Source organism: Rhodococcus sp. PvP016, from assembly GCF_017832185.1.
In the GTDB taxonomy this organism is placed as follows: Bacteria; Actinomycetota; Actinomycetes; order Mycobacteriales; family Mycobacteriaceae; genus Rhodococcoides.
The window spans coordinates 4362030-4374773 of sequence record NZ_JAFIBH010000001.1; the positions used below are offsets into that span (position 1 = coordinate 4362030).

Consider the following 12744-nt stretch of genomic DNA (forward strand, 5'->3'; position numbering starts at 1 on the left):
GGCGATCAACCGCTACAACCTCAGACCGCGCGCCTGCGGATCGGAGGCGACGAGTACTCCGAAGTCAGCTCGGCCAAAGTGATCGCACTGATCGTGAGTTCGCCGTCGATCTCGCCGAATCGATCTCCGATGACGACGCTCGTGTCGAGAATCGTTCTCAGCGAGTCCATGGATCCTGAACCGTGTCGTTCTTCTCGCCGAGATCATCAGCCAACGTGTGGTCTGTCAGGGTGTCGAAGACGTCCTCGATATCGGAGTAGCGAGTCCACTGCTTACCGAGCACTGCTGCGGGACGTCCGGGACTGCCCCCGGTTCGGTTGACATCTGATCTGTGAGGATCGCTCCTCACGGTGGAAGGATGTTTCCCATGCCGAAAGCATTCCCCGAGGAGTTCCGCCGCGACGTCATCGCCGTCGCACGCAAGGGCGAGGCTCCGCTGCGCCAGATCGCGAAGGACTTCGGAATCTCCGAAGGCTGCCTGCACCGCTGGCTCAAGATCGCCGACCGCGACGACGGGATCACCCCCGCTGACGGATCGCCGACGAGCAGCGAGTCCGTCGAGCTGCGGGAAGCCCGCAAGCGCATCAAGATGCTCGAGCAGGAAGCGGAGGTGATGCGCCGCGCCGTCGGCTACCTCTCTCGGGACGTCAACCCAAAATGATCTACCCGCTGGTCCTCGACCTTGCCGCCGACGGAGTGCCCGTCACGGTGACCTGCCGGGTGCTCGGGTTCTCCACCCAAGCGTTCTACAAATGGAAAAAAGCACCAGTGACGCAACGTGACTGGGACGATGCGCACCTGATCCACGCGGCCCGTTCCATTCACGCGGACGATCCCGCGTTCGGGTACCGGTTCATCGCCGACGAGCTGCCCGATCGCGGCATCACCGCCGGCGAGAACCGGGTCGCCCGGTTGTGCTCGCAAGAACGCATCTGGTCTGTGTTCTCGAAGAAGCGCGGGCTGATCAGGAAAGCTGGCCCTCCAGTTCACGACGACCTCGTCGACCGCCGATTCACCGCAGAGGCTGCAGACGAGTTGTGGCTGACCGACATCACCGAGCACCGCACCGACGAGGGCAAGCTCTATCTCTGCGCGATCAAGGACGTGTGGTCCAACAGGATCGTCGGCTACTCGATCGACTCTCGAATGAAGGCCTCGTTGGCGGTGTCCGCGCTCGACAACGCGGTCGCGCAACGCGGTCCGACCGGGACCATCGTCCACTCCGACCGGGGTAGCCAATTCCGATCGCGAAAGTTCGTACATACGCTGTCGCACAATGCGTTACGAGGATCCATGGGCCGTGTCGGGGCATGCGGTGACAACGCTGCGATGGAATCGTTCTTCGCGCTACTACAGAAGAACGTCCTCGACCGGCAACGGTGGTCCACCCGCGAGCAGCTACGCCTGGCGATCGTGACCTGGATCGAGAGGACCTACCACCGCAAGCGCCGCCAGCGACGCCTCGGCAAGCTCACCCCGATCGAGTTTGAGACAATCAAAAGGGCCGCACACGCGGCCTGATCCGATCAACCCCACGCGTCAACCGAAGTGGGGGCAGTCCCTCCCGACACCGTGATCAAGAGCGTCTCACCGGCTTCGGCCCGCTCGACGTAGTCGGAAGCGTGCTGCCGGAGTTCTCTCGAGCCGACGGTGTCCATGACACAGGGTAGGACCTTCTACCTACAGAAATTGATCGATTGCTATGTCACCAGGCAGCCGTCACAGCATTCGACTCAAAAACTGCTTCGTGCGTTCGTTGCGCGGATTGTCGAAGAATTCACTCGGCGCCGCATCCTCGACGATGCGCCCGTCGCTCATGAAGACCACGCGATCGGCAGCCGCTCGCGCGAACCCCATCTCGTGACTCACCACGACCATGGTCATCCCCTCGTCGCGCAGTCGCAGCATGACGTCGAGAACCTCCTTGACCATCTCGGGATCCAGCGCCGAGGTCGGCTCGTCGAACAGCATGACCTCGGGCTTCATTGCCAGCGCTCGCGCGATCGCCACCCGCTGCTGCTGACCGCCCGAGAGTTGCGACGGGTAGTTCTCACTCTTGTCACCGAGTCCGACGAGCGTGAGCAACTCCTGAGCTTGCGCTCGCGCCTTGTCTTTGGGTGTTCCGAGCACGTGACGTGGGCCGGCGGCGACGTTGTCCAGTGCCGTCATCATCGGGAACAGGTTGAAGTTCTGGAACACCATCCCCGTGTAATGGCGCTGCCGGGCGATGTTCGCCTCGGACAGCGGTGTCCGCTTGCCGTCGTCGGAGAACCCCATCAGTTCCCCGCACACCCGGACCGTCCCCGACTCGATCGTCTCGAGGCAGTTGAGTGTGCGGAGCAACGTGCTCTTCCCGCTTCCCGACGGCCCGAGGAGAAGCACCACCTCGCCCTTGGCGACGCGGAAGTCGATGCCGTCGAGCACCACGAGATCGCTGAACGCCTTGGTCATGCCCTGAACGTCGATCATCGTCAGGTTCTCGATCGCCTGATCGGTCATCGGTTCACCGCCTCCGCGTCGATGACACTGTCGTCGAGCGCTGCCATGTCGGTTCTCCCTTTGCGACGGTAGTTCCTGTCGTATCCACGTCCGGCTCGTACTTCCAGGCGCTTCTGGATCAGACCCCAGAGCGTGGTGAGCAGGAGGAAGTAGAGCGCTGCTGCGCACAGCCCCTCGAGCACCCTGAAGTTCACCTGGACCAGGAACTGCGTGCGGCGCAACAACTCCTGGACTGAGATCACCGAGACCAGCGTCGTCGTCTTCAGCAGGCCGTTGAAGCTGTTGCCGAGCGGAGGGATCATGACGCGCAGCGCCTGGGGCAGCACGACGACGCGGAACACCTTGGTCGGCGACATCCCCAGCGCTCGTGCCGCTTCCGTCTGCCCCGTGGGAACGGACAGCAGTCCGGATCGCACGATCTCGGACAGGTAGGCGGCCTCGTTCAGCACCAGTCCGAGCAGCGCCGCCTCGATGACGCCGAGCTTGATGCCGACCTGGGGCAGCCCGGTGTAGATGATGACGAGTTGCACGAGCAGCGGGGTCCCGCGCATCAGCCAGACATAGAACCCCGATACCGCGCGAAACGGCAGGAACTTCGACGACCGGGCGACCGCGACGACCACCGCCAGCACGAGCCCCAGGATCATGCTGACCACGGTGAGCCAGATGGTCACCCAGGCTCCCTCCAGCAACTGTGTACTGGTGAGGATGGAGAAGAACGCGTCCCACGACCACATGTCGGAGCCTCTCAGCTCTCGAGCGGGCCGGTGCTGACGGCGATGTCACCCTCGTACCCGCTGACGTCGTACTGCTCGAACAGGTCCGGCAGATAGCCGTCCTCGCGCATCTCGGACAGGACGCGAGCGACCTCACCGGCGGACTTGCTGCCCTTCGCGAAGCCCATGGCGAGGGGCGCCTCGTTGATGCCACCGATGGCGGTCTCGAAGCGGCCGTCCTCCTGGTAGAACGAGGTGACCGACTCGACGATCGACGTTCCGTCGAGCTGTCCCGCCGAGAGCGCCTGGTACGCATCGGCATTCGTCTTGAATGTCTGCACGGTCAGCGGCGCCTTGCCCTCCGTCGCGAACTGTTCGGACAGCGCGGTGAGAGTGTCGAATTCGTATCCGGGCGCTTCCACACCGACCGTCTTGCCGGCGAGGTCTTCCACCGTGCTGATGCCCTCGGGATTGCCCGACGGAACCGAGATGGACACTGCCTGAACCTCGTACGGCACCAGATCGATGGTCTCGGCGCGCTCGGGTGTGTAGAACATGCCGGTGTCGATCATGTCCCACCGACCACTCTGCACACCGGGGATCTGGGCCTCGAACTCGATGTTGACGAACTTCGGCGTCAGGCAGAGCCGCTTGGCGATCTCTTTGCCGAGGTCGACGCGCATGCCGATCACGTCTCCGTCGGCGTCGACGTACTGCATGGGCGGGAGGGTGGCATTCGTGGCCATGGTCAGCGAGCCCTCCTCGGCGAGATCGGCTGCGCCGAGAGTCGGCGTGCAGTCCGTCGGCGCGGCATCCTGCTCCGACGAGGAGCCGCACCCGACGAGGCCGAGGGTCAGGACGCCGGCAGCGGCAATTCCGATGAGCGTGCGCATAGGAGAGACCTTTCGGTGTCGACTGCGGTCCGCAGCGACTGTCTGGATCGGGATGGTCGACCTCGATGGGATCGATTGCATGAACCATCGCAGAGTGCCTGCGGACGCGTCAACGTGGTTAACACGGACGACACGTGTTTCAACGAAAGTTAACGTCGGCCCTCGTGAATCACGAGTTCACGACAGGCGCACACGACGCGCGCTCGACCAATCGGGCGCCGATCCGGTACGTGCGGCCGTCCGGCTTCGACGGCTCGCTCATCTGCTGGAACAGGAGATCCATCGCGACGTTGGCGAGCTGTGAGGCACCGTTGTCGACGACGGTCACGGCCGGGTGCCACAACGAGAGCCACGGCATGTCCTCATGGCAGATCAGCGACAGGTCGCTGGGCACCGACACGCCTCGTCCGACGAGCGTGGGCAGAATCCCGAACACGGCCTCGTGGTTCGCCGCATAGAGCGCAGTCATGCCTGACGGTTCGTCGAGCAGCGAATCGACTGCTGCAACACCGAATTCGGTGGTGAACGGCCCCTTCCTGACCAACGACGGGTCGATCTCGATGCCATGGTCCGCCAGTGCCGAGCGGTAGCCCTCGAACCGCTCCCTGCCGGAGGTAGCGTCTTCGAGACCGCCGATGTAGCCGATGCGTCGGTGACCGAGGTCGAGGAGATGCGCCGTCGCATCGCGCGCACCGTCCAGGTCGTCGGCGAGGACGGTGGGTGCGGCGCTCCCCCGGACAGACCTGATCACGTTGACAACAGCCCGGCCCTGGGATAGCAGCGCGTTGGATTCGACTGCGCTACGCCCACTCCCGATGACGATGGTTCCATCGACTCCGTGGTCTCCCAGCATCGCGAGCACATCTCGCTCGCGGGCCGGGTCCGCATCGGTGATGCACAGCAGAACCTGAAAGCCGTTGTCCGAGCACCTCTTGTGGACAACTTCGGCCACGGTGTGGAACGTCGCGTTGAGGAGGTTGTTCATCACAAGACCGACGAGATGCGACTTGTTGGAGCGCAGCGCACTCGCGGCCCTGTTGGGCCGGTACCCCAGTGTTCGGGCCGCCTCCTCGACGGTCCGTCGGGTATCGGCCGAGATCAGCGTCGACCCGCTCAACGCCCGGGAAGCCGTGCTGCGCGAGATACCCGCGGCAGCAGCCACGTCAGCCAGAGTGACCGTCATCGACCCTCACCTCCCCTCGTCGCCGATCGTGCACAGACTCTCCCACGCCGAGCCTCGCTCGTTACAAGTGCGTTTCCGGCTTGACGATGTGTCTTCACCGACGGCAGTCTATGCAATCGATCCCATCGAATCGACCCAGTCCGGCTTCCACGCCGCACGAAAGGTATTCATGAACCGCGATGACGTCGCCTGGTCCGGCTACTGGCCCGCAGCACCCACCCCGTTCACCGCCGGCGGCGCGGTCGACACGGATGCCCTGGCCTCTCTCATGAACCTGTACGCCGACCACGAGGTGGATGGCGTTCTCGTCAACGGCAGCACCGGCGAGTGGTTCAGCCAGAACGACGCGGAGCGGCGCACCGTCGCCGAGGTCGCCATCGACGCGGTCCGCGGACGCTTCCCCGTCGTCATCGGCGTCAGCGCCTACACCGCACGCGACTCCGCAGCACTCGCGCGGCATGCCGAGTCGTCAGGCGCCGACGGCGTGCTGGCCACACCTCCGCCCTACGTTCACCCGTCGAAGGACGAACTGCTCGCCTTCTACCGATCTGTTAGCACCGCAACGGCATTGCCGTTCATGGTCTACAACTGGCCGCGTGGAGTCGCTGTCGACATGGGCACTCTGCCCGGGCTGTTCACCGAGCTCGCAGCCCTCGACAACGTGGTGGCCGTCAAGGACAGCACCGGCAACTGGCTCTCCATGCTCGACACCGTCGAAGCGGTGGCCGGCACGGTCCGAGTCTTCGGCAGCTTCCTTCACCACCGCGGACTCGCAGCGTTGCTGGACCTGGGTGGCGACGGGAACATCGACGGCGGCGGAGTGGGCGCACCCTTCGCCGTGCCGTTCTACCGTGCCGTCGCTGCGCGCGACGCGGTCGCCGCGCGGTCCTGGGCCGACAGGTATCGCGCGCTGTCCGGACGTCTGATCAATCCCGACTACAGCGGCGTCTACGCCTCTCCGATTCCCCAGCTCAAGGCCGTCATGAACCTTCTCGGACAGCCCGGCGGCAGCGTGCGCGAACCGCTGTTGCCTGTGACGGACCCGACGACGCTGGACCACCTGGCGCGGATCGTCGAGGACTCGGGAATCGCCGAGGCATCCCGGACGGCAGGAGTGGGCAGTGCAGTCTGACTTCGACGTGGTCGTCGTCGGAGCCGGCATCGTCGGCGCTGCGACGGCCCTGGCACTGACGAGGTCCGGCGCTCGCGTCGTCGTGCTCGACCGATCCGCACCCAACACCGGTGGCTCCGGGACAACCGCGGGCAACCTCCACATCCAGACGATTCACACTCGACGTCCCGGCCAGGGTGCGGCCGTGGATGTCCGACGTCTCCTCCCGCTGCAGCACCGCACCAGCTCGCTGTGGGACGACCTTGCCGACAGCGTTCCCGGTCTCGGCCTCAACCGCTGCGGTGGATACATGGTCGCCGAGACGGACGACCAGGTACAGGCACTCGAGACCAAACACGACTGGGAACGCACTGCGGGAATTCCCACGGAGGTGCTGACCGGATCCGAGGCACGCCGGGCGCTGCCGGCGCTGGGACCCAGCGTCGAAGCCGCGACCTGGTGTCCCCTCGACGGATTCGCGGAGCCTGACCTCGCGGGGCCCGCAACTCTGCGTCAGGCCGAGGCCGAGGGTGCCGTCCTGCGGTCACACTCTCCCGTCACGGGTGTGGAACGAGTCGGCGACCTGTGGACGGTGACCACTCCCGACTCCACGTGGGTCGCACCCACCGTGATCGACGTCGCCGGTCCGTGGATGGCCGGTATCGCGTCGATGGCCGGCATCTCGTTGGACCTTCGGCCGACGTCACTGCAGATGCACGCACTCGCCGCAACCCCGCACACCCTCGACGTCCTCGTGCAGCACGTCGGAGAAGGCATGTCGATCAAGCAGGATAGGCGGGGTCGCCTCGTGCTCGGCGGTGGATGGCCGGCCGGCACGTTCCACGACACCGACGCTGCGTCGTCCCTGCCCGAGAGCACTACCGGGAATCTCGCACAGGTCGAGCGACTGCTCCCCTCCCTCGCGGCGCTCCCCCTCGTCGACACGTGGACCGGCCCGGTACTGACGACGCCCGACGAGATGCCGGTCATCGGCGCCGTCGACGGCGCACCGGGGTTCTACGTCGCCGGCGGCACCTACTCGTTCACCTTCGCGCCGCTCTGGGCGCAACTGCTCACCTCGATGGTGCACGGACGAGTGCCGGACATCGACGTCAGCGAGTTCTCACCAGCTCGACTCACCTCGTTCGCAGAACACGGAAGGTAGGCACCCATGGCACTGGTCACGATGTTCGTCAACGGACAGGCGATGTCCGGAGGAACGCTCAACGACGCCCTTCACCGGGCGCGACTGCTCGGCCCGGCGGTGACCGCACCGAAGTACCAGTTCTTCTCCCTACGAGACGAATTCCCCGGACTGCACCCCGTGTCCTCCGGTGGCCACGCCGTACCCGGTGAGCTGTACGAGGTGGAGTACGACGTCCTCCGAGAAGAGCTTCTTCCTCGCGAACCCGAGGAATTGGAGCTCGGCGTCATCGAGCTCGCCGACGGGGGTGGATCCCTCTCGATGCGCATGCGCCGTGAGGCGCTCGACCGCTCGGATGTCACCGACATCAGTGAGCTCGGCGGGTGGCTCGCATACCGGGCGACGCTGCGATGAAGGTGATCAGAGGAGGAACCCTCGTCGAGTCGAATTGGCAAGGGCCAGCCGATCTCCTGATCGACGACGGCAGGGTCGTCGCCGTTCTCGCTCCCGGCGCCGACGTGGACCCGGCAGCGGAGGTCGTCGACGCCACCGGGAAGCTGGTGATGCCTGGAGGCGTCGACCCGCACTGCCACGTCGGTTTCACGTCGGGCGAGTTCACGTCGCTCGACTCGTACCGCGAGTGCACGACGGCTGCCGTGTTCGGCGGCACCACGACGATCGTCGATTTCGCGATCCCCCGGCCCGGTCAGTCCCCGCTCGATGCCGCGGAGCAACAGCGGCAGAAGGCGACCGACGGCCTGTGCGACTCGGCGCTGCACGCGTGCGTCGTCGACTGGGACGACACGACCGCGGACCAGTTGGCCACGATGGCGCAGGACGGCATTCGCACCGTGAAGATGTTCACGACCTACGCCGGCGAGACCATGGCGAACGAGCACACCATTCTCAAGACCATGCAGACCACTCGCGATCTGGGTGGGATGGTCATCATCCACTGCGAGTCGGACGCCATCGTCACGGATTCCCAGACGACTGCGGCCGCCACAGCGGGTATCGACGCTGCCCACATGTCGGTGACGCGACCCGAGATAGCCGAGACGGCAGCCGTTGCCGCCATTCTGGCGATCGCGGAGTCTCAGGACGCGCCCGTCTACTTCGTGCACCAGTCCACGGCGGCGGCAGTCGAGCTGGTGGCGGACGCGCGCACCCGCGGACTCGTCGCCTTCACGGAGTCGGTGGCGCACCACCTGATCCTGGACGACAGCGCCTACGGCGGTGAGAACCCCGAACGGTTCGTGTGCTGCCCACCACTCAGGTCGGCCGACGCAGTCGAGGAACTGGGACAGCACCTGTTCACCGGCCACATCACCACCATCGGATCCGACCACTGCTGCTACGACACAGCGCAGAAGGAGGTCCACAGCCACGATGTCCGCCACATGCCCAACGGGCTACCGGGAGTGGAGACCAGGCTGCCGGTCATCTTCTCGCGCTACGTGCGTGACTCGAACCTGACCGCCAGCAGGTTCGTCGAGCTCACCTCGACGAATCCGGCCAAGACCAACGGGCTCTTCCCTCGCAAGGGGACGCTGATGCCCTGCGCCGACGCGGACATCGCACTGTGGGACCCGGACGTCGAATGGACCGTCGACGTCGACGCGCTCCACATGGCCACCGACTACACGCCGTATCAAGGGATGACGCTTCGAGGGAAGCCGGTCACCGTGCTAGTCGGAGGGAAAATCGTGGTCCAGGACGGGGAGCTTGTCGACGGGACGCCGAGGGGTCGGCACCTGCAGGCCGCCCCGCTCGACTTCGAAGGCGGGCGGCGGACGCAGGTCTGACTTCCCGGTCTCGATGTTCCCGGCGCAGTGGGGTGAGGAAGCAGGACGCCGGTGAATGCGCCAGACTTCCACCGTGTCGACGACCGACAAAGCACGCGTCCCCCGTTCCGGCATCGTCGGCGGCACGTTCGCCTTGCTCAGCGCGCTCTACTTCGCGCAGGGGTTGCCCTTCGGCTTCTTCACCCAGGCCCTGCCGGTGGTGTTGCGGCGGTCCGGATACTCCCTGGTCGCGATCAGCGCGAGCGGAGTGCTGTTCGCGCCATGGGCGCTGAAGTTCCTGTGGGCACCGTATGTCGACAGGTACGGAAGTCGACGACGGTGGCTCCTCTCCGTCCAACTCGGCGCGGCGGCAGTGGCGTTGATTCTGGCCTGCCTCGACCTCACCTCCGGCCTGCAATGGCTGTTCGTCGGAGTCGCCGTCGTGAACGTTCTGTCCGCGACGCAGGACGTCGTCACCGACGGGCTCGCCGTCCGGCTACTCGACGCACGCGACCGAGGTGTGGGAAACGGGATCCAACTCGGGGCGTACCGCATCGGCATGATCGTCGGCGGCGGCGTTCTGCTGTGGCTGTTCTCGTTCGCGGGATGGCGAGCCTTGTTCGTCGCGATGGCCGTGTTGATCGTCGCGTCCACGATCCCGGTCCTCCTGCTCCGGACTCAACTCGACAGGGCAGATGTGCGACCGGCGGAGTCGACGACCGCAGTCCGCCTCGCCGGAACGTGGTGGGTCCGTCTGCGCCGACCGGGTGTCCTGGCGTTCATCGGCCTGATCGCCGCGTACAAGTTCGGCAACTCGATGGGGTCGGCCCTCGTCGGTCCGTTCCTCTCCGACCTCGGACTCTCGCTGGGTCAGATCGCGCTCCTCGAGGGCGGTGTCGCCTCGGGCGCTGCGCTCGCCGGTGCCGCCCTCGGTGCGTGGTACGCGACGCGGTTCGGTCGACGGCGCGCCCTGCTCGTCGCCGGCATCACGCAAACCCTGGCGCTCGGCCTCTACGTCGCCGCGGCACTCGACATCGGCGGGATCGCCCTTGTGGTGACCGCCAGCGTCAGCGAGCACGTCTTCGGCGGCGCCGCGACCGTCGTGCTGTTCGCCCTCATGATGGACGCCTCCGAACGCGTCTACGCCGGAACCGATTACACCCTTATCGCGTGCGCCGTCGTCTTCTCGCAGGGCATCGCCGGACTCGCTGCAGGCGTGGTCGGCCAAGCCTTCGGTTACGCCGCGATGTTCGGGACGGGCCTCGTCCTGTCCGGGCTGGGGTGCGCGCTCCTGCTCTGGGCGCTGAATAAGGGCATCGGGCCCGTGCAGTTGAGCGACTCGGGCGTCATGGCCCCCGATAGGGGCTGACCGCGGCCGCCGTAGTGTCGAACCATGGCAGTGCGCGCGGGTGTGGTGGTCACGGGTAGCGAGGTTCTGGCCGGGCGGGTCAGCGACCGCAACGGTCCCTGGGTGGCTCGGCAACTCCTTCAGATGGGAGTCGACGTCGCCCACCTGACGGTGTGCGGTGACCGGCCGGCCGATCTGACGGCCCAGGTTCAGTTCCTCGCCGACCAGCACGTCGACCTCATCATCACGACTGGAGGCCTCGGCCCGACTGCGGACGACCTCACCGTCGAGACCGTCGCCGCGCTGTACGGCCGGGAGCTGCACCTCGACATCGAACTCGAAGGCCGCATCACGGCCATCGTCGAGCGCTGGCGCAGTCGGCTCGGCAGCGTCGCCGACTCCGAACCACTGCGAGCCGGCGTACGCAAGCAGGCGATGGTTCCTGCAGGAGCACAGTCCATCCCGCCGACGGGCACGGCACCGGGCGTGGCGATGGCCGACGACTCGGGGACGCTGCCCACGGTCCTCATCCTTCCGGGCCCGCCCTCCGAACTGCAGTCGATGTGGCCGGAAGCGATAGAGAGCGCACCCGTCGCCGCGGTGCTCGCACGGAGAACAGCCGTCACCGAGGACACCATCCGGGCCTACGGATTGTCGGAGGCCGACCTCGCCGCGACCTTGCGCACCGCAGAGAGTTCGATTGCCGGGTTCGGCGATCTGGCGATCACCACCTGCCTGTCGCGCGGCGAACTCGAGATGGTCACCCGCTACGAGGATTCCGCGGCCGGCGCCTACTCCGGCGTGCTGGCACTCATCGAGGAACATCATGGCGCGCAGCTGTTCTCGACCGACGGTTCCACCATCGATGACATCGTGGCAGATCGATCCGGTGGCCGCCGCATCGCGACGGCGGAATCGTGCACCGGCGGCATGATTGCCGCACGGCTCACCGATCGGGCAGGCTCGTCGGCCTACGTGGTCGGCGGTGTGGTGTCGTACGCCAACGAGGTGAAGATCGGCTCACTCGACGTCCCAGCAGCCATGATCGAGGAGCACGGCGCCGTGAGTGAACCCGTGGCGGCTCGCATGGCCGAAGGAGCACTGCATCGCGTCGGCGCCGATGTCGCCGTCTCGACCAGCGGCGTCGCGGGACCGGGCGGCGGTACGGAGAGCAAGCCGGTCGGAACCGTGTGCTTCGGCATCGCTATCGCGGGTAGACCGACCGTCACGCGAACTCTGAAGCTCCCCGGCGATCGCACGAGTGTGCGGGCGCTCTCGGTCACCGTCGCGATGCACATGCTCGCGGACGCACTGGGCGACGCCTAAGTGCCGGAGATGACGCTCCCGCGCTGGCAGTTCGCGTCGGATGATCTGCTCACGCGCTATGTCGTGGTCACTGACGAGGACATGAGCGACTGGTCCATCCACACCCACCACGTAGACGCTACATCTGACATGTCGCCGTTCACCCAACACCCAGCCGTTGTCGACGACACCGGTCGGGTGTTCTTCCACGACGACGGGCCCACGCAAGTGTGGGCCGCAGAGATCGATGCCGCAGCTTTGCTGATCAGTCTCGAAACGCCGACGGGCGTCCTGCTCGAGGTCGACCAGTGGGACGCGATGACCGCATGGCTCGTCGAGTCGATGCAGGACGAACCCGCCGGGCTCGTCATCGATCTCGGACCGAACACCGACATCCCCGACGATGAGCTCGACGACATCGAGCTCATCACCGCGCAGCTTCACCGCCTCGATGACGGGGTAGTGATGGTGCGCCGCTCACGGCGCATCCTCCACACACTTCGCTTTGCCGACCATTCGGTGCAGCGACTGGTTCTCGACAGATGGCACCACGACGGGCATTTCGACGACTGCACCGACGGGTACCTATTCAGCCGCGACCTCGCTCTCGCGGCCGGCGCGTGCGTTGCCTGGGTGCGTGATGCCGGTGGTGTGGAGGCCGCCGATCGGCTCGGGTGTTCGTTCGACTTCGCGGACGAGCTACCCGGGCAGGCATGACGTCCTGCAATCACATCGTGCTCGGGGTCACGTGTTTCGAACAG

General features: G+C 66.0%; 14 protein-coding genes. 8 read left to right on the forward strand and 6 right to left on the reverse strand.

From position 1 onward, the window contains the following. Positions 1-20: 20 nt before the first annotated feature. A complete protein-coding gene (locus JOE30_RS21425) occupies positions 21-170 on the reverse strand; it encodes a hypothetical protein (protein WP_239532438.1) in 150 nt (49 codons plus the stop codon). Positions 171-367: 197 nt separating this feature from the next. On the opposite strand from JOE30_RS21425, the gene JOE30_RS20410 reads away from it, so the two are divergent. Further along, positions 368-1521, forward strand: a protein-coding gene (locus tag JOE30_RS20410; RefSeq protein WP_204868580.1) for an IS3 family transposase whose coding sequence is annotated in 2 segments (ribosomal slippage) — positions 368-656 and positions 656-1521 — 1155 coding nt in all. Because the reading frame shifts where the segments join, the coding sequence is not laid out codon by codon here. A gap of 5 nt (positions 1522-1526) precedes the next feature. Here the strand turns inward: JOE30_RS20410 and JOE30_RS20415 are convergent. The 5 genes from JOE30_RS20415 to JOE30_RS20435 all read right to left on the reverse strand — a co-directional run bounded on the left by JOE30_RS20415 (position 1527) and on the right by JOE30_RS20435 (position 5291). Beyond that, positions 1527-1658 carry a type II toxin-antitoxin system Phd/YefM family antitoxin gene (locus JOE30_RS20415; RefSeq protein ID WP_204868779.1) on the reverse strand — a complete coding sequence of 44 codons (132 nt, stop codon included), beginning with the start codon at positions 1656-1658 and terminating at the stop codon, positions 1527-1529. Positions 1659-1719: 61 nt separating this feature from the next. Further along, complete coding sequence (locus JOE30_RS20420; protein WP_204870600.1) at positions 1720-2469, reverse strand: amino acid ABC transporter ATP-binding protein; 750 nt, start codon at positions 2467-2469, stop codon at positions 1720-1722. A 26-nt stretch (positions 2470-2495) separates the two neighbouring features. Further along, entirely contained in the window at positions 2496-3236 is a 741-nt protein-coding gene (locus JOE30_RS20425; protein ID WP_027504852.1) for an amino acid ABC transporter permease, read from the reverse strand. A gap of 11 nt (positions 3237-3247) precedes the next feature. Continuing rightward, the gene (locus JOE30_RS20430) at positions 3248-4108 is read right to left on the reverse strand and encodes an ABC transporter substrate-binding protein (protein ID WP_204868780.1); all 861 of its coding nucleotides are present in this window, start codon (positions 4106-4108) and stop codon (positions 3248-3250) included. Between the two features lie 169 nt (positions 4109-4277). Continuing rightward, a complete protein-coding gene (locus JOE30_RS20435; RefSeq protein WP_204868781.1) occupies positions 4278-5291 on the reverse strand; it encodes a LacI family DNA-binding transcriptional regulator in 1014 nt (337 codons plus the stop codon). Positions 5292-5460: 169 nt separating this feature from the next. On the opposite strand from JOE30_RS20435, the gene JOE30_RS20440 reads away from it, so the two are divergent. From JOE30_RS20440 to JOE30_RS21735, 7 genes are read left to right on the forward strand one after another with little or no spacing between them, the layout of a single operon-like run. Beyond that, positions 5461-6423: a dihydrodipicolinate synthase family protein gene (locus JOE30_RS20440; protein ID WP_204868782.1), complete on the forward strand. Its 963-nt coding sequence runs from the start codon at positions 5461-5463 to the stop codon at positions 6421-6423. Beyond that, entirely contained in the window at positions 6413-7567 is a 1155-nt protein-coding gene (locus tag JOE30_RS20445; RefSeq protein WP_307806263.1) for an FAD-dependent oxidoreductase, read from the forward strand. Before JOE30_RS20440 ends, JOE30_RS20445 begins: the two co-directional genes overlap by 11 nt. Before the next feature lie 6 nt (positions 7568-7573). Beyond that, positions 7574-7960, forward strand: a complete 387-nt coding sequence (locus JOE30_RS20450; protein WP_204868783.1) for a gamma-glutamylcyclotransferase — start codon at positions 7574-7576, stop codon at positions 7958-7960. Beyond that, complete coding sequence (gene hydA / locus JOE30_RS20455; protein ID WP_204868784.1) at positions 7957-9351, forward strand: dihydropyrimidinase; 1395 nt, start codon at positions 7957-7959, stop codon at positions 9349-9351. Before JOE30_RS20450 ends, hydA begins: the two co-directional genes overlap by 4 nt. Positions 9352-9406: 55 nt before the next feature. Then, the gene (locus tag JOE30_RS20460) at positions 9407-10699 is read left to right on the forward strand and encodes an MFS transporter (protein ID WP_204868785.1); all 1293 of its coding nucleotides are present in this window, start codon (positions 9407-9409) and stop codon (positions 10697-10699) included. Between the two features lie 24 nt (positions 10700-10723). Next, on the forward strand, positions 10724-12004 hold the full coding sequence (locus JOE30_RS20465; RefSeq protein WP_204868786.1) for a competence/damage-inducible protein A: 1281 nt from the start codon (positions 10724-10726) through the stop codon (positions 12002-12004). 9 nt (positions 12005-12013) lie between these two features. Next, positions 12014-12700, forward strand: coding sequence for a hypothetical protein (locus JOE30_RS21735; protein ID WP_307806265.1), 687 nt, complete (start codon positions 12014-12016; stop codon positions 12698-12700). Positions 12701-12744: the final 44 nt, after the last annotated feature.